Source organism: Nonomuraea sp. B12E4 (assembly GCF_039871825.1).
Taxonomy (GTDB): domain Bacteria; phylum Actinomycetota; class Actinomycetes; order Streptosporangiales; family Streptosporangiaceae; genus Nonomuraea.
The window spans coordinates 26,234-44,885 of record NZ_JBDPME010000011.1 but is presented as its reverse complement, the minus strand read 5'-3'; the positions used below and the strand labels follow the sequence as shown (position 1 = coordinate 44,885).

General features: G+C 72.2%; 18 protein-coding genes. 15 read left to right on the top strand and 3 right to left on the bottom strand.

Annotated features, from left to right (window positions below; all coding sequences use genetic code 11):
* Positions 1-271: 271 nt before the first annotated feature.
* Positions 272-1,042 carry an AfsR/SARP family transcriptional regulator gene (locus ABGB18_RS24640; protein ID WP_347697942.1) on the top strand — a complete coding sequence of 257 codons (771 nt, stop codon included), beginning with the start codon at positions 272-274 and terminating at the stop codon, positions 1,040-1,042.
* Between the two features lie 55 nt (positions 1,043-1,097).
* Here the strand turns inward: ABGB18_RS24640 and ABGB18_RS24635 are convergent, their stop codons facing one another.
* Complete coding sequence (locus tag ABGB18_RS24635; RefSeq protein WP_347697941.1) at positions 1,098-2,576, bottom strand: acyl-CoA carboxylase subunit beta; 1,479 nt, start codon at positions 2,574-2,576, stop codon at positions 1,098-1,100.
* A gap of 157 nt (positions 2,577-2,733) precedes the next feature.
* Here ABGB18_RS24635 and sbnB point away from each other — a divergent pair, with 157 nt between their 5' ends.
* From sbnB to ABGB18_RS24570, 13 genes are read left to right on the top strand one after another with little or no spacing between them, the layout of a single operon-like run.
* Positions 2,734-3,786 (top strand): 2,3-diaminopropionate biosynthesis protein SbnB, encoded by a 1,053-nt coding sequence (sbnB, locus tag ABGB18_RS24630; protein WP_347697940.1) that lies wholly within the window; start codon positions 2,734-2,736, stop codon positions 3,784-3,786.
* Positions 3,783-4,760 (top strand): 2,3-diaminopropionate biosynthesis protein SbnA, encoded by a 978-nt coding sequence (sbnA, locus tag ABGB18_RS24625; protein ID WP_347697939.1) that lies wholly within the window; start codon positions 3,783-3,785, stop codon positions 4,758-4,760. Before sbnB ends, sbnA begins: the two co-directional genes overlap by 4 nt.
* 12 nt (positions 4,761-4,772) lie before the next feature.
* Positions 4,773-5,015 carry an MbtH family protein gene (locus ABGB18_RS24620; RefSeq protein ID WP_347697938.1) on the top strand — a complete coding sequence of 81 codons (243 nt, stop codon included), beginning with the start codon at positions 4,773-4,775 and terminating at the stop codon, positions 5,013-5,015.
* Positions 5,012-5,944: an ATP-binding cassette domain-containing protein gene (locus tag ABGB18_RS24615; protein ID WP_347697937.1), complete on the top strand. Its 933-nt coding sequence runs from the start codon at positions 5,012-5,014 to the stop codon at positions 5,942-5,944. The genes ABGB18_RS24620 and ABGB18_RS24615 overlap by 4 nt, the downstream gene beginning before the upstream one ends.
* Positions 5,941-6,738 (top strand): ABC transporter permease, encoded by a 798-nt coding sequence (locus ABGB18_RS24610; RefSeq protein ID WP_347697936.1) that lies wholly within the window; start codon positions 5,941-5,943, stop codon positions 6,736-6,738. Before ABGB18_RS24615 ends, ABGB18_RS24610 begins: the two co-directional genes overlap by 4 nt.
* Complete coding sequence (locus ABGB18_RS24605) at positions 6,738-7,667, top strand: 3-oxoacyl-[acyl-carrier-protein] synthase III C-terminal domain-containing protein (protein ID WP_347697935.1); 930 nt, start codon at positions 6,738-6,740, stop codon at positions 7,665-7,667. Before ABGB18_RS24610 ends, ABGB18_RS24605 begins: the two co-directional genes overlap by 1 nt.
* Positions 7,668-7,681: 14 nt before the next feature.
* A complete protein-coding gene (locus tag ABGB18_RS24600; RefSeq protein WP_347697934.1) occupies positions 7,682-9,079 on the top strand; it encodes an ATP-grasp domain-containing protein in 1,398 nt (465 codons plus the stop codon).
* Complete coding sequence (locus tag ABGB18_RS24595; RefSeq protein ID WP_347697933.1) at positions 9,072-10,463, top strand: diaminopimelate decarboxylase; 1,392 nt, start codon at positions 9,072-9,074, stop codon at positions 10,461-10,463. Before ABGB18_RS24600 ends, ABGB18_RS24595 begins: the two co-directional genes overlap by 8 nt.
* A gap of 8 nt (positions 10,464-10,471) precedes the next feature.
* Entirely contained in the window at positions 10,472-10,720 is a 249-nt protein-coding gene (locus ABGB18_RS24590; protein WP_347697932.1) for an acyl carrier protein, read from the top strand.
* 2 nt (positions 10,721-10,722) lie between these two features.
* On the top strand, positions 10,723-11,577 hold the full coding sequence (locus ABGB18_RS24585; protein WP_347697931.1) for a hypothetical protein: 855 nt from the start codon (positions 10,723-10,725) through the stop codon (positions 11,575-11,577).
* A complete protein-coding gene (locus ABGB18_RS24580; protein ID WP_347697930.1) occupies positions 11,570-12,238 on the top strand; it encodes a hypothetical protein in 669 nt (222 codons plus the stop codon). Before ABGB18_RS24585 ends, ABGB18_RS24580 begins: the two co-directional genes overlap by 8 nt.
* Positions 12,235-13,419 carry an acyl-CoA dehydrogenase family protein gene (locus ABGB18_RS24575; RefSeq protein WP_347697929.1) on the top strand — a complete coding sequence of 395 codons (1,185 nt, stop codon included), beginning with the start codon at positions 12,235-12,237 and terminating at the stop codon, positions 13,417-13,419. Before ABGB18_RS24580 ends, ABGB18_RS24575 begins: the two co-directional genes overlap by 4 nt.
* Positions 13,409-14,104, top strand: coding sequence for a 4'-phosphopantetheinyl transferase superfamily protein (locus tag ABGB18_RS24570; RefSeq protein ID WP_347697928.1), 696 nt, complete (start codon positions 13,409-13,411; stop codon positions 14,102-14,104). The genes ABGB18_RS24575 and ABGB18_RS24570 overlap by 11 nt, the downstream gene beginning before the upstream one ends.
* On the opposite strand, the gene ABGB18_RS24565 is transcribed toward ABGB18_RS24570, so the two are convergent.
* A complete protein-coding gene (locus ABGB18_RS24565) occupies positions 14,089-14,733 on the bottom strand; it encodes a response regulator transcription factor (RefSeq protein ID WP_347697927.1) in 645 nt (214 codons plus the stop codon). The genes ABGB18_RS24570 and ABGB18_RS24565 overlap by 16 nt on opposite strands.
* Entirely contained in the window at positions 14,697-15,950 is a 1,254-nt protein-coding gene (locus tag ABGB18_RS24560) for a sensor histidine kinase (RefSeq protein WP_347697926.1), read from the bottom strand. The genes ABGB18_RS24565 and ABGB18_RS24560 overlap by 37 nt, the downstream gene beginning before the upstream one ends.
* A 138-nt stretch (positions 15,951-16,088) precedes the next feature.
* On the opposite strand from ABGB18_RS24560, the gene ABGB18_RS24555 reads away from it, so the two are divergent.
* Positions 16,089-18,545 (top strand): MMPL family transporter, encoded by a 2,457-nt coding sequence (locus ABGB18_RS24555; RefSeq protein WP_347697925.1) that lies wholly within the window; start codon positions 16,089-16,091, stop codon positions 18,543-18,545.
* The last annotated feature ends 107 nt before the right edge of the window (positions 18,546-18,652 follow it).

The window sequence follows — 18,652 nt, the reverse complement described above, 5'->3', positions numbered from 1 at the left end:
GTGTGTGATCAAAACCATGGTGGCCTTCCCCGCGGCGCCGGGTCAATGCGGATTTACACATTTCAAGGAGCCTGCAACCGGGCTGAAAGCAAGGAGAATGCAAGCGCATTGAAAGCGATTGGGGAGAATACAACTTTCGATACCTAATGCACTGACTTAGGGCGTTGCACCTTGTGGCGTGCGCCGTGCCCCGCTTACCGTCGGGGCTGGGCCAGGGGGAGCTGGCCTCGGGGATTTGAATCGTACAACGGGGGAAGGAATGGTGGCCGACATGGAGATCGGCATATTGGGGCCGGTGTGGACCGTGGCGGGGGGACGGCTGCGCCTCATCAGGGCGAAGAAGGTCCGTACCATGCTCGCCGTGCTCGCCCTGCATCCCGGCCGGGTGGTCCTGTTCGACGAGCTGACCGACGAGCTGTGGCCCGAGTCGTCGCTGGGCAACGCGCGCAACGCGCTGCAGGCGAACGCCTTAAGACTGCGCAAGCAGTTGGAGGAGTGGGTGCCCGGTGGCGGCCGGCTGGTGCGTACGGTCGATCACGGTTACATCCTGGACATCGCGCCGCACGACGTGGACGCCAACCGGTTCGCCGAGCAGGCCGACCGCGGTGCCGGGCTCGTGGACCGGCGGCCCGACCTGGCGGTTCAGGAGTTGCGGGCGGCGCTGGCGCTGTGGCGGGGGCCCGCGCTGTTCGACACGGAGATGGGGCTGCGGTGCCGTGCGGCGGCCGTCAGCCTGTCGGAGCGGCGCGCCGCGGCGCAGGAGGACCTGATCGCGGCGCAGATCAACTGCGGGCGCGAGCGCCTGGTCGTGCCCGAACTGCGGCGGCTCGTCGCCCAGCACCCCGAGCGCGAGCGGCTCAGCGAGCAGCTCATGCTGGCGCTGTATCGGTCGGGCAGGCAGACGGAGGCGCTGGAGGTCTTTCACACCGCCCGGCGGTGGCTGTCGAACGAGCTCGGCGTCGAGGCGGGGCACGCGCTCCACTCGATGTACCGTGCCATCCTCAACCAGGACCCGGTGCTGGCGCAGCCCATCGCGTCGTGAGCGGCGTCGTGATCCCCGCGGCGCGTCTCGCGACCGCCCCGCGGGGCGCGCTGTGTCATTGGGGCAGGTTGTCGTGGCGGAACTCCGGAGCCGGCACGCCCGCCAGATTCCGCAGGCTCACCGCCACCGCCGCCCGGGTCTCGCCCGGCGCGATGATCTCGTCCACCGACAACCGCTCGCACGGGATCTCCGGCGCCATGGCCTCGGCCCGGTAGCGGGCGATGAGCTCGTCGCGGCGCGTGGGATCGGCGGCCAGCTCGCGGCGGTGGATCACGTCGACAGCTCCTTCCGCGCCCATGACCGCGAGCTCCGCGCCCGGCCACGAGAACACCGCGTCGGCGCCGAGCGAGCGGGAGTTCATCACGATGTACGCGCCGCCGAAAGCCTTGCGCAGCACCACCGTGACCCGCGGCACGCTCGCCTCGGCGTAGGCGTAGAGCAGCTTCGCGCCCTTGCGGATCACGCCCCCGCGCTCCTGCGCGCTGCCCGGCAGGAAGCCCGGTGTGTCCACCAGCGTCACCAGGGGCAGGCCGAACGCGTCGCACATGCGGACAAAACGTGCCGCCTTCTCCGACGAGTCGATGTCGAGCGTCCCGGCGCGTGAGATCGGCTGGTTGGCCACGACCCCGACGGGACGGCCTTCCACCCGGCCGAACCCGATGACGATGTTCCTGGCGAACCTCGGCTGGAGCTCCAGGAAGCTGCCGCCGTCCACGACCGCCTTGATGACCGGCCGTACGTCGAAGGTGTGCCGGGGGTTGGCGGGGACGTCGGGCATCGGACCGGGATCGGCGGGCGGTGCCACCGGTGGCGGCTCCCAGCACGAGCTCGGCAGGTAGTTCAGCACCAGCTTGGCCAGCTCCACCGCGTGCGCGGTGCCGTCGGCGACCAGGTGGGCGACGCCCGAGGCGCGCCCGTGCACCTGCGCGCCGCCCAGCTCGGCCGGGCCGACCTGCTCGTGGGTGACCGCCTGGACGACGCGGGGGCCGGTGAGGAACATGTGCGCGTCCTGGCTCATGATCACGATGTCGGTGAGCGCGGGCGAGTACACCGCTCCCCCCGCGCACGCGCCGAGGACGACGCTGATCTGGGGGACCCTGCCGGACAGCCGGACGTTCCTGCGGAAGATCTCGCCGTACCCGTCGAGGGCCGCGACGCCCTCCTGGATACGCGCGCCACCGGAGTCGAGCAGGCCGACGACCGGGATGCGGGCCCGCCCTGCCTGGTCGAGCACACGGGTGATCTTCGCGGCGTGGGTCTCGCCGAGCGATCCGCCCAAGGTGGCGGGATCCTGGGCGAACACTCCGACGGCGCGGCCGCCGACGTGGGCCGTGCCGGTGACGACGCCGTCGCCCGCCGGACGCTTGCGCTCCATGCCGAACGCCGTGGCACGGTGCCGCGCCCGGCTGCCGAACTCCTGGAAGGAGCCGTCGTCCGAGAGCAGCGCGATGCGGTCCCTGGCGTCCCTGACCTGCGCCGGCACCGCCGGTGCGGGCGCGGCCCCGGCCGGGGTGATCGTGACGGTGGAGTCCATTCGGTTGCCTTTCTCAGCGGTGAGGCCCATCGTGCGAGGCCCTGCTGATGGCACGATGACCGGCCGCTGACACGGGCCACACGTCATCCGCCCGTCAGCGGCACGTCAGCCGCAGGCCACAGCCTTGACTCAATGCTTCGTAGTGAAGGGGCTGCACATGTCTCAGCAAGGCTCCATGCCGGGCTTCTCGGTGATCTCCGGTGCCCAGGTGGACGAGGTTCTGCGGGGCCAGGAGAAGCGCGTCATCGACTTGGTTCGGCAGGCGTACCGCGCGCATGGCGAGGGCGCCACCACCAATCCGGCCTCATATTTCCTAACATTTCCGGATCGGCCGCGGGCGCGCATCATCGCCCTCCCCGCCTCCATCGGCGGCGAGAACGAGGACGCCCGCGTGGACGGCCTGAAGTGGATCTCCAGCTTCCCCGCCAACATCGACAGCGGCCTGCCCAGGGCCTCGGGCGTCCTGATCCTCAACGACCCCGGCACGGGCTACCCGTACGCCTGCCTGGAGACCTCCATCATCAGCGCGTGCCGTACCGCCGCCTCCGCCGCGCTGGCCGCCGGCCTGCTGTCGCAGGGCCGCCCCGCGCTCGCGGACCGGTCGGCGGCCAGGATCGGCTTCGTCGGCACCGGCCTGATCGCCCGCCACATCGCCGGCCACCTGGCCGCGACGGGCTGGTCCTTCGCCCGCACCGGCGTGTACGACCTCGACCGCTCCTACGCCGAGCGGTTCGCCGCGGGACTCGACGGCGACGTGACCGTGCATGACAGCGCCGAGGAGCTGATCCGCTCGTCCGACCTGATCGTCTTCGCCACCGTGGCGGCCGCGCCGCACATCACGGATCCCGCGTGGTTCGCGCACCACCCGCTGGTGCTGCACATCTCGCTGCGCGACCTGGCGCCCGAGGTCGTCCTGGCCTCGGCCAACGTGGTGGACGACGTGGACCACTGCCTGCGTGCCGGCACCTCGCTCCACCTCACGGAGCAGCGCACGGGAGACCGCGCCTTCGTGGACGGCACGCTCTACGACGTCATGGCGGGACGGCTGCGGCCCTCCGCCGGCCGCACGCTGGTCTTCTCGCCCTTCGGCCTCGGCATCCTGGACCTCGCCGTCGGCAAGCACGTCCACGACGAGGTACGGCGGGCCGGCGCGCTGGCGGTCGTGGACGGGTTCTTCCACGAGCTCGACCGGCACCGGAGGCCCGCGTGACCCGGGTGATCGCGGCGCCGCACGAGTTCAACGTCGACGACCTGTACCTCGACCTCGCCGGCATCCTCGGCAGGCGGCTCTACCTCAAGTGCGAGGGGTTCAACTTCGCCGGCTCGATCAAGATGAAGGCCGCGCTGGGGATGATCGACCAGGCCGAGCGCGACGGGCTCATCACGCCGGGCATGACGCTGGTGGAGTCCTCCTCCGGCAACATGGGGGTCGCCCTCAGCATGGTGGCCTCCAGCAGGGGCTACCGCTTCGTCTGCGTGACCGACTCGCGGTGCACGCTGGCCAACCGCCGGCTCATGGAGGTCTTCGGCGCCCAGGTCGTGGTCATCACGCACGCGGACGAGGTGGGCGGCCTGCTCGGCGCCCGGCTGCGCCAGGTGCGCGGGCTGTGCTCGGCCAACGAGGGCTTCGTCTGGCTGAACCAGTACGCCAACCAGGCCAACTGGACGGCCCACCACGCCTCCACGGCCCCCGAGATCGCCCGCGCGTTCCCCGCGCTGGACGTCCTGTTCGTCGGAGCGGGCACCACCGGCACGCTGATGGGCTGCGCGCGCTACTTCCGCGAGCACCACCCGGAGGTGACGATCGTCGCCGTCGACGCGATCGGCTCCGTCACGTTCGGCGGGGCCCCGGCGGCGCGCGTGATCCCCGGGGTCGGCACGGGCGTGCGCCCGCCGCTGCTCGACGTGACGTACGTCGACGACGTCGTGCACGTCAGCGAGGAGGACACGGTTCGCGCCTGCCACCGGCTCGCCGAGCGGGGGTTCCTGCTCGGCGGCTCGACGGGGACCGTGGTCGCGGGCGCGGCCGCGTGGCTGGAGGACAACGCGCGGGACGGCGACCCGACCGCCGTGGCCATCTCCCCCGACCTGGGTGAGCGGTATCTCGACACGATCTATTACGACAAGTGGCTGGAAGACGTGTACGGGCCGGACGTGCTCGCCGGCGCATTGGCAGGAAAGTGAGAGGCGGCAACGATGACGAATCCCTTTGACGACGCGGACGGCACGTTCCACGTTCTGGTGAACGACGAGGGCCAGCACTGCCTGTGGCCCAGCTTCGCCGAGGTCCCCGACGGCTGGAGTGCCGTGCTGGAGGACAGCGGCAGGGAGGACGCGCTGGCGTACGTCGAGCGCTCCTGGACCGACATGCGCCCGCTGTCCCTGGTCCGTGCGATGAGCTCCACCCAGCACGCCGCCCTGGTGGGTGAGGGGCCGTGACGATCCTGGCCGAAGGGCTCCGCAAGCGCTACAAGGAGCACACGGCGCTGGCCGGAGTCGATTTGTGGGCGCCCGAGGGCAGCGTGCTCGGCCTGCTCGGCCCCAACGGCGCGGGCAAGACGACCACCGTGCGCATCCTGGCCACGCTCGCCCATGCCGACGAGGGCCGGGCCGAGATCGCCGGGTACGACGTGCGTACCCAGGCCCGCGACGTGCGTCGCCACATCGGCCTGGCGGGACAGTACGCCTCGGTGGACGAGCTGCTCACGGGCAGGGAGAACCTCGTGCTGCTCGGCACGCTGCTGCACCTGGGCCGCCGCTATTCCAGGGAACGGGCGGAGGAGCTGCTGAACTGGTTCGGGCTGGAGGAGGCGGCCGACCGCCCGGTGCGTACCTACTCGGGGGGCATGCGCCGCCGGCTGGACCTGGCGACCTGTGTCATCACCAACCCGCCCGTGCTGTTCCTCGACGAGCCCACCTCGGGGCTCGACCCGGCCAGCCGCCTGATCCTCTGGACGACCGTGCGCGAGCTGGCCGCGATCGGCGTGACCGTGCTCCTCACCACGCAGTACCTGGAGGAGGCCGACCGCCTGGCCGACCGGATCGCGGTCATCGACGAGGGGCGGGTGATCGCCGAAGGCACTCCCGACGAGCTCAAGAGCAAGGTCGGCCAGGAGTGGCTGCAGATCTCCTTCAGGGACCCCGAGGTCATGCCGCAGGCGTTCGCCGCGCTGTCGCGGATCACGACCGGGCAGATCGCCGCGGACGAGGACTCCAACAGCGTCGCGCTGCGGGTGGACGACGGGCTCGACATGATCGTCGCCGCCTCCACCGCCCTCAGGTACGCGGGCATCGAGGTGGTCGAGTTCGCGCTGCGCCGTCCCAGCCTGGACGACGTCTTCCTCACGCTGACAGGAGGGTCGCGATGAGAACGCTCGCTCTCGCCCTGAGCGACACGGGGGCGCTGGCCGCCAGGCACGTCAGGCACCTCACGCGTGCGCCCGGCAAGCTCATCGCGATGATCCTCAACCCGCTGATCATGCTGATCGCGGTCGGCTACGTCTTCAAGAGCTCCATCGTGGTGCCGGGCAGCGGCGTGTACGAGGAGTACATCATGGCGGGCATCGCCGCCCAGGCGGGCCTCACGCTCATCGGCCCCACCGCCATCGGCGTGGCGCTCGACGTACGCGGCGGCCTGATCGACAGGTTCCGCTCGCTGCCGATCTCCCGCCTGACCGTGCTGACCGGGCACACGCTGTCCGACCTGATGCTCGGCATGATCTGCCTGACGGTGCTGACCGCCGTCGGCGCCGCCATGGGCTGGCGTTTCCACGACGGCGTGCTGCCGGCGCTCGGCGCTTTCGCCCTGCTGCTGGCCTTCTTCTACGCCATGATCTGGGTCGGCGTGGTCATCGGGCTGACGATGCGCAACATCGAGGCCATCGAGTCGATGAGCGCCATCGTCATGGTCGGGCTGTCGTTCCTGTCGAACGCGTTCCTGTCGATCCAGGGCCTGCCCGCCTGGCTGCGCCCGATCGCGGAGTGGAACCCGGTCAGCGCCATCGCCACCACCTGCCGCGAGCTGTGGGGCAACGCGGCCATCACCTCCTCCACCTTCCCGGGGCGGCATCCCGGGCTGGTCGTCGTCCTCACGCTCTGTCTCGTCATGGCCGTCGCGGTGCCGTTGAGCCTGCGCGCCTACCGTGCCGACAGGACCCGCTGATGACCGCTCTGGAAGCCGTGTCGAGCTACCTGCCTCCCGGGGTTCCCGTGGGCGACCTGCGGCAGGAGCTCGGCCTCAGCGACGGCGAGCTGTGGCGGTTCCGCCGCTTCTACGGGCTGGCCGAGGTCTGCCGCGCCGGTGACATGAGCGAGGCGGAGCTGCTGGTGGCCGCCGCGGGGAAGCTGGAGGCGCTGCGCGGCCGGGAGCACCTGGTCCGGTACGTGCTGCAGGCCCGCACGGTGCTGACCTCGGCGCCGTACCCGATCAATCCGCTGGCCGAGGTGCGCGACGAGCTCGGGCTCGGGCACGCGTTGCCGTACACGCTGACCCAGCACACCTGCGCGTCGGGACTGCTCGCCGTGGACCTGGCGGGCAGGATGCTGGCGACCGACGGGGACCCGGAGGCGCTGGCGCTGGTGCTCACGGGAGAGCGCGCGTTCACCCCGGCGGCGCAGCTCATCCCCGACGTCACGATCATGGGCGAGGGGGTCGCCGCGATCCTGGTCCGCGCGGGAGGCGGGCGCGACAGGCTGCTCGGCTACGCCACCCGCACCGACGGCAGCTTCGCCACGGGCATGCTGCTCACGCCCGAGCTGGCCGCCGGGTTCCACCGCGTGTACCAGCGGGCGCTGACCGAGGTCATGGCCGCCGCCGTGCGGACGGCGGGCATCTCGCTCGGCGATCTCGCCCTGGTGCTGCCGCACAACGTCAACAAGGTCTCCTGGACGCGCGCCGCCAGGGGCGCCGGCCTGCCGCCCGAGCGGATCTTCCTGGACAACGTCGCCGTCACCGGCCACTGCTTTTCCGCCGACCCGTTCATCAACTACCAGACGGCCCGCGAACGCGGCCTGCTCCAGCCAGGGGACCGCTACCTGATGGTCTCGGTCGGGCTCGGCGCGACGTTCTCGGCCATGGTCTTCGAGCACTAGCCGAGGTGAATCCCGTGGATGTCCGCACGCTGAATGCGAACGCCAGGCTGAAGCTGGCGCTGTTCGGCACGCCCGACGTGCCGCTGGTCCTCCTCGGCAACTTCGAGGTCGAGGACAAGTGGGCGCACGGCGAGCCGGGGCTGCCCAGGGTCTCCTTCTCCGGCGGCGCCGCGATCGTCAACAGGATGGAGGAGTTCGCCCTCACGCTCGCGGGCGCCGGCGACGCCGTCGTGCTCAAGCAGGCGCCCGACCCGGGCTTCCTGGCCTACCTCGATGGGCTCGGCCTGCCCCTGCCGCGGATCTGCGTGGCGGGCGCGCAGGATCCCGGGCGTACGGTCACCGAGGACGCGCTGGCCGACGAGGGCCTGCGGCGCGAGCTCGGGGAGCTCGCCGCCCGCGGCTTCCACCTGGCGCCGCACGGCGTCTCGGGGCTGGAGCAGCGGCTGGCCGAGGAGACCGGGCTGCCGCTCGCGGCCCCCTCCGCCAGCGTGTGCAAGGCCGTCAACAGCAAGCTCTACAGCCGGGCCGTGGCCGAGGCGGAGGGGCTGCGCCAGTCGGCCGGCTGGGCCTGCGCGCGCCTGCCGGAGCTCACGCGGGCGGCCACGTGGGCGTCGGGGCTGCTGGCCGCGGGCGGGACGGTCGTGGTCAAGGACGCCTTCGGCGTGTCGGGCAAGGGCATCGTGGTGATCGACGATCAGCGCCGCCTGGACCAGCTCGTCCGCATGATCGGCCGGCGGGCGGAGCGGGCGGGCGACGACCGGGTGGGCGTCGTGGTGGAGGAGTGGGTGGCCAAGCGGGCCGACCTCAACTACCAGTTCACGATCGCGCGCGACGGCGGGGTGCGCTTCGACTTCGTCAAGGAGGCCATCACCGAGGGCGGGGTGCACAAGGGGCACCGGATCCCGGCCAGGCTGACTCCGGGCCAGGTCGCCGAGCTGGAGGAGGCCGCGCAGCGGCTGGGCCGGCGGCTGCACGCCGACGGCTACTTCGGCGTGGCCGGCGTGGACGCGCTGGTCGAGCCGGACGGCCGGATCCAGCCCGTCATCGAGATCAACGCGCGCAACAACATGTCCACGTATCAGGCGCAGCTCCAGGAGCGGTTCGTCGGCGCCGGCACGGTCGCGCTGGCCAGGCACTACCCGCTGCGGCTGGCCGCTCCCCTGCCGTTCGACGCCCTGCGCGCCGGGCTCGGCGACCTGCTCTTCGACCCGGCGGCGGGAGCCGGGTTCCTGGTGAACAACCACGCCACCGTCAACGCCACCGTCAACGCCACCGTCAACGCCGGCGCCACGCGGACGCGTGACGGCTTCGACGGCCGCCTCTACGGGCTGGTCGTGGCCGGCACGCAGGAGCGGATGGAGGCGCTTGACCACGCCGTCGCCGAGCGGCTGAAGGGAGTCTTCGGTGCCTGACCTCGACCCGGAACTCGACCCGGAACTCGACCCGGAACTCGACCCGGAACTCGACCCGGAACTCGACCCGGAACTCGACCCGGAACTCGACCCGGAACTCGACCCGGAACTCGACCCGGAACTCGACCCGGAACTCGACATCGACTACGCCGCGATCGCCGCGGAGTACGGCACGCCCACGTTCGTGTACGACGGCGACGCGCTCGTCCGCCAGTACAGGGGCCTGCGGGACGGACTGCATCCCCGGATGGAGATCTTCTACTCGCTCAAGGCCAACCCCAACATCTCGATCTGCGCGCTGTTGCGCTCGGCCGGCGCCAGGGCCGAGGTGTCGTCCATGGCCGAGCTGGTCACCGCGCTGAACGCGGGCGTGGCACCCGGCGACATCATCTTCCTCGGCCCGGGCAAGAGCCGTGCCGAGCTGGCCGCGTGCCTGGCGCACGGCATTCACGCCGTCGTCTGCGAGTCGTTCGGCGAGCTGCGGCTCATCGGCGAGCTGGCCGCGGAGCTGGGCGTCGTCGCCCGGGTGGTGCTGCGGGTCAACCCCGGCTTCGCCGTCAAGGGCCCGGGGCTCACCATGGGCGGCAAGCCCCGCCAGTTCGGCATCGACGAGGAGCAGCTACGCGAGCCGTTCCCGCTGCCGGACCGGGTACGGCTGGCCGGCGTGCACGCCTACATGGGGACCCGCATCCTCGGCGAGGAGGTCGTCGCCGAGAACACCCGGCGGATCTTCGAGCTGGCCGAGCGGCTCTCCGACCGCCTCGGCTTCCCGCTCGAACTGGTGGACGTCGGCGGCGGGCTCGGCGTCGCCTACTTCGACGGCGAGCGCGACCCCGACCCGGGCGTCCTCACCGGCCTGCTCAACCCGCTGATCGACGACTTCGCCGCCCGGCACCCGCACACCCGGCTCGCCATGGAGCTGGGCCGCTACCTGACCGCTCCGTGCGGCGTGTACGTCGTCTCCGTCCGCTACGTCAAGACGTCGCTGGGCGAGAACTTCGCGATCGCCGACGGCGGCACCAACCACCACATGGCGGCCGTGGGCATCGGCTCCTTCGTCAAGCGGAACTTCCCCATGCGGCTGCTCAACCGCGCCGCCGGCCCCGGCACGGGAAGCTGGACCGTGACCGGCCCGCTCTGCACGCCCAACGACACGCTGGGCAAGAAGGTGCCGCTGCCGGACGTGCGGCCGGGCGACCTGATCGGCGTGCTGCGCTCGGGCGCCTACGGCCCGACCGCCTCGCCCGTGTTCTTCCTGAGCCACGGCATGCCCGCCGAGGTGCTCGTCCACCAGGGCGCCCACCACCTCATCAGGGACCGCTCCAGCACCGAGGACCTGCTGCGCGGGCAGCACCTCCACGAAATCGCACAAACCATCCCTTAGGAGGAAAGATGACCGACACGACCCAGGTCGTAAGCAGCGTCTCCGACGTGCTCGCACAGGTGCTGAACCGCGAGCCCGGCACCCTCGACGCGGGCACCAGGCTCTTCGACGACCTCGGCCTCGACTCCACCGCCGTGCTGGAAGTGCTCATGGAGCTGGAGGACCGGCTCGGTCTGGAGATCGACACCGACAGCCTGGAGCATGACCACTTCGAGAGCGTCGGCACGCTCGCCGAGTTCCTGGCGACCCAGGCGTGACGATGCGTCACGTGCTCCCGCCCTCCACGGCGCCGCCTGCCGCCGCACTCCGCCTCGCGGGTGCGGCGAGCCGGGTGTTCGGCCCGCCGCCGCGGGCGGACCGGCCGATCGCCGCCGCGACGGTCGTCAGGTACTACGCCGACCTTTCCGGCATGTACGGCGTGCCCTACCGCGGCGACCTTCTCCAGCAGCCGAACACCTTCACCCGCATGGCCGAGGAACTGCTCGACGACCTGGGGCTCGAAGAGCCCGTGGACGTGGCGGTCATCGCGCACGCCACCCCTGACGCCGACCCCCGCGAGTCGGCGGGCTGCCGCCTGGCGCACATCGTGCCGGGCGCGCCGCTCGCCTTCGCGGTCAGCGCCCAGGGGCTGGCGGCTCCGTTCACCGCGCTCAGGCTCGTCGCGGACCAGATGGCCACCGCCGGCTGCCGCACCGGGCTGGTGCTGGCGATGGAGCAGACGCTGATGCCGTACGACACCCAGGTCCCGCCGCGGCTCGCACCGGCGGGAGACGCCGCGGTCGCGCTGGTCGTGGAGGCCACGGAAGGCACGCGGGCGGACGGTGTGACGGTGCGGCAGATGAGCGGGATCGCGCCCGCGGAGGCGCGTACACGCCTGGAAGCGGAGTGGGGCGGCCCGCCGGGTGACGTGACGCTGATCCCCGGGCCCGGCCTGGCCGGGCTCCGGCCGGACGGCGCCAGGGTGATCACGCCGGAGGGCGGGCGGCCGTGCACCGGGATCTGGGCCGCGCTCGCCGCCGCGTGCCGGGCACCCGCGGTCCCGGCCCGCGTCCTCGCCGCCGACTACGAGCCCGACCTCGGCATCCTGTCCGTCTGCGAGGTGACCCATGAGTGAGGTACGCGAAGCCGCCAGAGAGCACGGACTGGGCCCCGCGCTGACCCTGCTGACCACCGGCGTCGCGGGAGAGGCGCTGCCCTGCGGCCCCGGCGGGCACGCCATCGTGCCCGCGCCGGTCGCCCGCGGGGCGCGCCTGGTGTGGCTCGGCGGCGTGCCGGCCGACCGCGACCGCGCCGGGGAGGTCGTGATCGGCGAGCTCGAGGTCGAGGGCGAGCACCTGACGATCCTGCGGCACCCACCGGTCCGCGACGCCCCCGCGCGGATCACCGCGCCGGTCGCCCTGCCCGTCATCACCCCGGTCACCGCCTGGGCGCACGGCCTGGCCTGGCTGCGGCTCGGGCTGTCCGAACGGCTGCTCGGCGCCTGCACCGGCTACCTGCGCCGCAGGAAGGCCGGCGACACCACGCTGCTTCTCCAGCAACTCGTCAAGGGCGAACTCGCCGAGGTCGTGATCGAGCACCTGGAGATCGAGGCCGCGCTGGCCGACCGGGACGCCGGCGCCCCGGCGCTGAGCCGCCTGCACACCCAGATCACCCGCGCCGACCGCGCCCTGCTGCGGCTGCTCGGCGCCTCCGGATTCACCCGCGAGGGCAGCGGCTGGCCCGCGCACGTGTCGGAGCTGCTGGCCGACGTCTACGCCGGGAGTGCCCACCCATGAACGACGACGACGCGCACCTGGACGACCGGTTGCGCGCCCTGCGCGCGCTGACCCGCGAGTGGGCGGCCGGCCTGCACGCCCATGTCCTGGAGCTCGACCGCGACCCAGGTGTCATCCACCGGATGACCCACCTGCCCGCCCTGGCGTACCTGGCGACCTGCATGGTGCCGCCCGGCCATCAGGTGGACCCGGTCACGGCCGGGCCGTACGGCTTCCACGGCACGTCGGCGCTGGAGCGGACCGTGGCCATCGAGGAGTTCGCCGCCGTGGACGCGGGCGCGCTGCTGGCCGCCCCCGGCCCTTCGCTGTCCGGCGCGCTGGTGGCCGCGCTCGGCGACGAAGCCCAGCGGACCTGGTACTACGGCCGCATCCTGGAGCGCCCGACCTGGACCTTTCTCGCGCTGACCGAGCCGGAGCACGGCTCCGACGCCGCCGCCCTCGGCACCTCGCTGACGCCCGGCGGCGACGGCACGCTGCTGCTGAGCGGGACCAAACGGTACATCGGCAACGCCGCACGCGCCCGGATGGGCGTGGTCTTCGCCCGGACCGGCCCGGGGCCGCTCGGGGTGACCGCCGTCCTGGTGGACACCGGCGCGCCCGGGTTCGCCGCCGAGCCGATCCCGACCATCGGGCTGCGCGCCGCGCAGGTCTGCGCGGTCACCCTGGACCGCGTGCCGGTGCCGCCCGAGCACGTGCTCGGGCGGCACCTGCCGCCGAGCAGGCGCGGCCTGTGGAGCGGCGTGCAGATGTTCAACGCCCTGCGGCCCGGCGTGGCCGCGATCGGCGTCGGCGTGGCGCGCGCCGCCCACGCCTACGTGACCCGGCACCGTGCGGCCCTGACCGCGGCCGAGGCGGAGCGCCTGGCCGCGCTCGGCGCGCAGATCGCGGCCGTACGGCGGCTCGTGCACCGCGCCGCCGCCGCCGTCGACGCCGACCCCGCGGGCGGCGGCTACCTGGCCTCGGCCGCCAAGGCACGCGCGTGCCGCCTGGCCGAGGACGTCACACTCGGCTGCCTGGCCTTCTTCGGGCCCGCGGCACGCCTGGAGCATCCGCTGCTGGACAAGTACGTCAGGGATGCCAGAGGGTTGGAGTTCATGGAGGGCACGGGCACCATGCAGAAGCTCAACGTCTTCCGCGGCCTGCACTCCGGCAGGATCGGATCCGCCGCCCGTGTCACCTGACGACGAGGTCCACCTCTGGCCGATCCCCCTCGCGGAGGTCCGTGAGGGGGATTCGGCGTGGAGAGGGCCTGGCAGGGCCGCCTGGGAGGAGCTGGCGCCCGACGAGCGGGCGCGGGCGCTGCGTACCAGGGATCCGCGGGCGCGGGCCCGTTACGTGGCGGCCAGGTCGCGGCTGCGCCGCACGCTCGCCTCCTACCTCGGCGTCGAGCCCGGCGCGGTCCGGCTGCGGCGCGGCCGGCACGGCAAGCCCGAGCTGGCCGGCGACGGGCCGCGGTTCAATCTGTCGCATTCGGGCGACGTGGCGCTGCTCGCGGTCAGCGCCACCCGTGACGTCGGCGTCGACGTCGAGCGGGTACGCCACGACATGGACGTCGTCAGGCTCGCCCACAGGTTCTTCACCCCCGGCGAGTACGCCCTGGTGCGCGGGGCCGAGCGGCCCCCGGACGCGTTCGCGCGGCTGTGGACGCGCAAGGAGGCGTGCGTCAAGGCCCTCGGCGGGACCCTGTTCCAGGGGCTGGCCGCGCCCATCGCCGGCGGGGGCGGCACGCGGGTGGTGGTGAAGCCCGGCGGCGGTGGCGCCCTGCGCGTGACCGATCTGCACGCGCCCGAGGGGTTCGCGGCGGCCGTCGCGGTGGACGGCGCCCGGCCCTTCCTCGTGGTCTGGCGGGATCACCCGTTGAGATAGGCCAGCACGGCCAGGACCCTGCGGTGGTCGTCACCGGACGGCGGCAGGTCGAGCTTGGCGAAGATGCTGTTGATGTGCTTGGCCACCGCCTTCTCCGTGATGAACAGGCTGCCGGCGACGGCGGCGTTCGAGCGGCCCTCCGCCATGAGCCCGAGCACCTCGCGCTCGCGTGGCGTCAGCCTGGTCATCGGCTCGTTCTCGGAGCTGCGGGCGAGCAGTTTGGAGATCACCTCGGGGTCCATGACCGTCCCGCCCCTGGCGACCTGGCGCAGGGCGTCGATGAACTGGTCGCTGTTGAAGACCCGGTCCTTGAGGAGGTAGCCGACCCCGCCGGCGCCGTCGGCCAGCAGTTCCCTGGCGTAGAGCTGCTCGACGTACTGGGACAGCAGCAGCACCGGCTGGCCCTGGACATCACGACGGGCCTGCAGGGCGGCCTGCAGGCCCTCGTCGGTGAAGGTGGGCGGCAGTCTGATGTCGACCACCGCCACGTCCGGTTGCTGACTTGTGAGTGCCTTGAGGAGGTCGCCGGCGTTGTCGACGGCGGCGACCACCTCGAACTCGTGCGCCTGGAGCAGCCTCGACAGGCCGTCTCTCAGGAGGAACTGATCTTCTGCGAGGACAACGCGCATGGAATCTCCATCGTCACCATGGTGGGGCCGCCGGGCGGGCTGTTGAGGGCGAGCACTCCGTCGAACGCGCCCAGCCGCCGCTCGATGCCGCGCAACCCGGACCCGGCCGACAGGTCGGCGCCGCCGGTGCCGTCGTCGGTGACGACGATCCGCAGCCGGCCGCCCGCGTGGCTGATGTCGATCCAGATGCGCTGCGCGCCCGAGTGCTTGGCGGCGTTGGCCACCGCCTCGGAGACGGCGAAGTAGGCGGCGGACTCGACGGGAGCGGGCAGCCGGTGCGACAGCTCGACGCTGACCTCGGCGCGGAACCTGGTGTCGAGCACCAGCGCGCGGACGGCGTCGCCGAGCCCGCGGTCGGCCAGCACCGGCGGGTGGATGCCCCGGACCAGGTCGCGGATCTCGTTGAGCGCCCTGGCGGAGGCGTCCCGCGCCTCGTTGAGCAGCGCCCGCGCCGCGGCCGGGTTCTGCTCGACCAGCTTGTCGGCCGCGCCCAGCGTCATGCCCATGGCGACCAGCCGCGCCTGCGCGCCGTCGTGCAGGTCGCGCTCGATCCTGCGCAACTCGGTGGCCTGCAGGTCGTTGCTGTCGGCCCGGGACACGGTGAGCTGCTGCACGCGGGCCTGGAGCTGGGAGCGCTCGCTGGGGGCCAGCAGGTTTCTGGTGAGCCTGCCGTACGTGCCGAGCACGCGGGGCGCGAGCCACCGGGACAGGGCCATGCAGGCCACCCCGATCGGCAGCGTCACGAACGAGGCGAGCTGGGTGTTGGTCTCGAAGAACAGGTGCCCGCTGATCGAGCCGGCCGGGGCCAGCGCGAACAGCAGCGGATAGAGCAGGTACCAGACGCCGGCCAGGAACGCGCCGACCGGCACCGCCAGCAGCGCCACGCCGGCGAAGGAGTTGGCCAGCACCCAGCCGAAGTCACGCCAGGTGGCCGGGTCGCCGAGCACCGTCGTCAGCCGGGCGGTCGGGCGGTCGGGCAGCGGGGCGTACGGCGCGGGAATCTCCTCGCGCAGCAACCGGCCGGCCACGCGCCGGTGCTCGTTGGCCAGCGCGCGCAGCCACAGGACCGAGGCGACGAACATCGGGATCCCGATCCAGACCGGGATGAAGATCACGCTGAACGCGATCACGTGGAGCACCACCGCCGTGGCGACGGCCAAGCCGGTGAGCGTGAACGCCTGACCCATCAGGCGCAGCCAACTGATCATGTGAGTCATGGCTCCATCATCGGCATCGGACGGGGCGGATTGCAGTGGTGCAGATACCACCTTCGGTTGGGGTGCAGCGACTCCTGTGTACGGCGGCCGACCCTCCCATTATCGAAGGCATCGCACCGAAATGGGAGGAGCTTGGACGTGAAAGGCAAGAGATCGGTGATCACCCGGATCGCCCGTTGGAGCGCGGTCCACCCCTGGCTGGCGATCGGCCTGTGGCTGGCTTTCGTGGCCGCCGCGTTCCTGCTGGGCGGGACAGGCACCAGGATGGCCACCGACGCGGAGCTGACGGTCGGCGAGGCCGGCCGTGCCGCGCACATGGTGGAGCAAGGCGGCCTGGCCGACCCAGCGACCGAGAACGTGCTGGTCACGGCCAAGCCGAACACGGGAACCCTGGACAAGAAGGTCGCGCTGAAGGCGGCGGAGGACGCCGCCGCGCGGCTCGACCGGTTGCCGGGGGTGGACAAGGTCGGCGAGCCGATACCCGCTCGTGACGGCTCGGCCGTACTGGTGCGGACGACCATGCGTGGCGACATCGACACCGCGGACGAGCGGGTCGAGCCGCTGATGAACGAGGTCGCCAAGGTGCAGAGCGGCTATCCGGCGTTGCGCGTGGAGCTCGTGGGCGACGCCACCATCCAGCGTGGCTTCGGCGAGATGCTGGACAACGACCTGAACAAGGCCACCGGCTTCAGCGTCCCGCTGACCCTGGTCATCATGCTCGTGGCGTTCGGCGCGATCGTCGCCGCGGGCGTGCCGGTGCTGCTGGCGCTGTCGGCGGTCGCCGCCGGCCTGGGCCTGTGGGGACTGGCCTCCCAGCTCGTGCCGGACCCCGGCATGGTCTCGCATGTCATCGTGCTGATGGGCATGGCGGTCGGCGTCGACTACTCGCTGTTCTACCTCAAGCGCGAACGCGAGGAGCGGGCGCGGGGCAAGAGCAAGATCGACGCGGTGGAGATCGCCGCGGACACCTCCGGCCACTCGGTCGTGGTGTCGGGCATCGCGGTCGTGGTGTCGATGGCCGGCCTGTACCTCTCCGGCGACCTGGTGTTCTCCGCGATGGCGACCGGTGCCATCCTGGTGGTCGCGGTGGCCATGCTGGCCTCGCTGACCATCCTGCCCGCGCTGCTGGCCAAGCTGGGCAACCTGCTGGAGCGGCCGCGGGTGCCGCTGGTGTGGCGGATCACCAACCGGGGCGGCCGGCCCAAGCTGTGGAGCGCGCTGCTCCGGCCCGCACTGCGGTTCCCGCTGCCGGCTTTCCTGGCCGCCGCCGGCATCCTGGTCGCGCTGGCCATCCCCGCCCTCGACCTGAGCATCAAGAGCACCGCCATCGACGACTTCCCGCGCTCCATTCCCGCGATGCGGGGCTACGACCGGCTGGTCAAGGCGTTCCCCAGCGAGGGCAACGCGCACGTCGTCGCCGTCGAGGCTCCCGCCGGGCAGGCGCCGAAGGTGCGGCAGGCGCTGGACGACCTGGTCACCCGCACCAGCGGTGACCCGCTGTTCGCCCGCGGCCAGCAGGCTGACGTGCGCACCTCCCCGGACAACCGGATCAGCGTGGTCTCCGTGGCGACGCCGTACGGCACCGACTCCAAGCAGGCCAAGGACTCGCTGACCAAGCTGCGGACGACGTACGTGCCCGACGCGCTCAGGGGCGTCACGGGCGAGAAGCACGCCGTCGGCGGCGATGTGGCCGCCAACGCCGACTACACGGGCAACCTGTCGCACAAGCTGCCGTGGGTGATCGGCTTCGCGTTGCTGCTGACGATCGTCATGATGGCGGTGGCGTTCAAGTCGATCGTGGTCGCGATCGTCACGATGGTGCTGAACGGCCTGTCGGCCGCGGCCTCCTTCGGCCTGCTGGCCTGGGTCTTCCAGAACTCCTGGGCCGAGAACCTGCTGGGGTTCGAGTCCACCGGGCACGTCGTGGCCTGGGTGCCGGCGCTGCTGTTCGTGGTCCTGCTCGGCCTGTCGATGGACTACCACGTCTTCGTCGTCAGCCGGATCCGCGAGCTGGCCGCGTCGGGCATGTCGACCAGGGACGCGGTGAGCGAGGGCATCACCAGGACGGCCGGGGTCGTCACCAGCGCGGCCATCGTGATGGTGCTGGTCTTCTCGCTCTTCGCCTCGATGAGCTTCATCGAGCTCAAGCAGGTGGGCGTGGGGCTGACCGCGGCGATCCTGATCGACGCCACGATCATCAGGATCGTGGCCCTGCCGGCCATCATCAATCTGCTCGGCCGGTTCACCTGGTGGCCGTCACGCTCCCTGAGCAAGCAGCCCGAGCCGGTCTACGCCACGATCGAGCCCGAGGCCGAGGAGCTGGAGGACCACTCCGCCGGGGAGACCGTCCCCTTCCGGGTCCGTACCGTCGCCCGGACGGGCTTCCCGTCCGACGCGCCCGCCGCGAGCCGTCCCCGGTTCCCCGTCGCGCGGGACGGCTCCACCGGATTTCCGCCCCGGGCGCGCACCACGAGCCGCGCCGGCTTCCCGCCCGGGCGTCGGGCCGAGGACCTCGCCGGCTTCCCGCCCCGGCGCCGCGCCGCGGATCGCGCCGGGTTCCCGCCCCGGCGCGGCGAGGACTCCGCGGAAGGCTGATGATCCGCCCGCGCCGACGGCCCGGTCGCTCCCGAGCGACCGGGCCGTCTCGCGTCAGCGAGCGGTCAGCCCCGCATCAGCCCGGTTGGTCAGGCTCGACACAGACG

Excerpts from the sequence above, each read along its gene's own strand:
- sbnB (WP_347697940.1), top strand. The coding sequence starts at position 2,734 with ATGTCTCAGCAAGGCTCCATGCCGGGCTTCTCGGTGATCTCCGGTGCC.
- ABGB18_RS24640 (WP_347697942.1), top strand. The coding sequence starts at position 272 with ATGGAGATCGGCATATTGGGGCCGGTGTGGACCGTGGCGGGGGGACGG.
- ABGB18_RS24575 (WP_347697929.1), top strand. The coding sequence starts at position 12,235 with ATGAACGACGACGACGCGCACCTGGACGACCGGTTGCGCGCCCTGCGC.
- ABGB18_RS24580 (WP_347697930.1), top strand. The coding sequence starts at position 11,570 with ATGAGTGAGGTACGCGAAGCCGCCAGAGAGCACGGACTGGGCCCCGCG.
- ABGB18_RS24610 (WP_347697936.1), top strand. The coding sequence starts at position 5,941 with ATGAGAACGCTCGCTCTCGCCCTGAGCGACACGGGGGCGCTGGCCGCC.
- ABGB18_RS24605 (WP_347697935.1), top strand. The coding sequence starts at position 6,738 with ATGACCGCTCTGGAAGCCGTGTCGAGCTACCTGCCTCCCGGGGTTCCC.
- ABGB18_RS24585 (WP_347697931.1), top strand. The coding sequence starts at position 10,723 with ATGCGTCACGTGCTCCCGCCCTCCACGGCGCCGCCTGCCGCCGCACTC.
- ABGB18_RS24560 (WP_347697926.1), bottom strand. The coding sequence starts at position 15,950 with ATGACTCACATGATCAGTTGGCTGCGCCTGATGGGTCAGGCGTTCACG.
- ABGB18_RS24620 (WP_347697938.1), top strand. The coding sequence starts at position 4,773 with ATGACGAATCCCTTTGACGACGCGGACGGCACGTTCCACGTTCTGGTG.
- ABGB18_RS24635 (WP_347697941.1), bottom strand. The coding sequence starts at position 2,576 with ATGGACTCCACCGTCACGATCACCCCGGCCGGGGCCGCGCCCGCACCG.
- ABGB18_RS24590 (WP_347697932.1), top strand. The coding sequence starts at position 10,472 with ATGACCGACACGACCCAGGTCGTAAGCAGCGTCTCCGACGTGCTCGCA.
- ABGB18_RS24565 (WP_347697927.1), bottom strand. The coding sequence starts at position 14,733 with ATGCGCGTTGTCCTCGCAGAAGATCAGTTCCTCCTGAGAGACGGCCTG.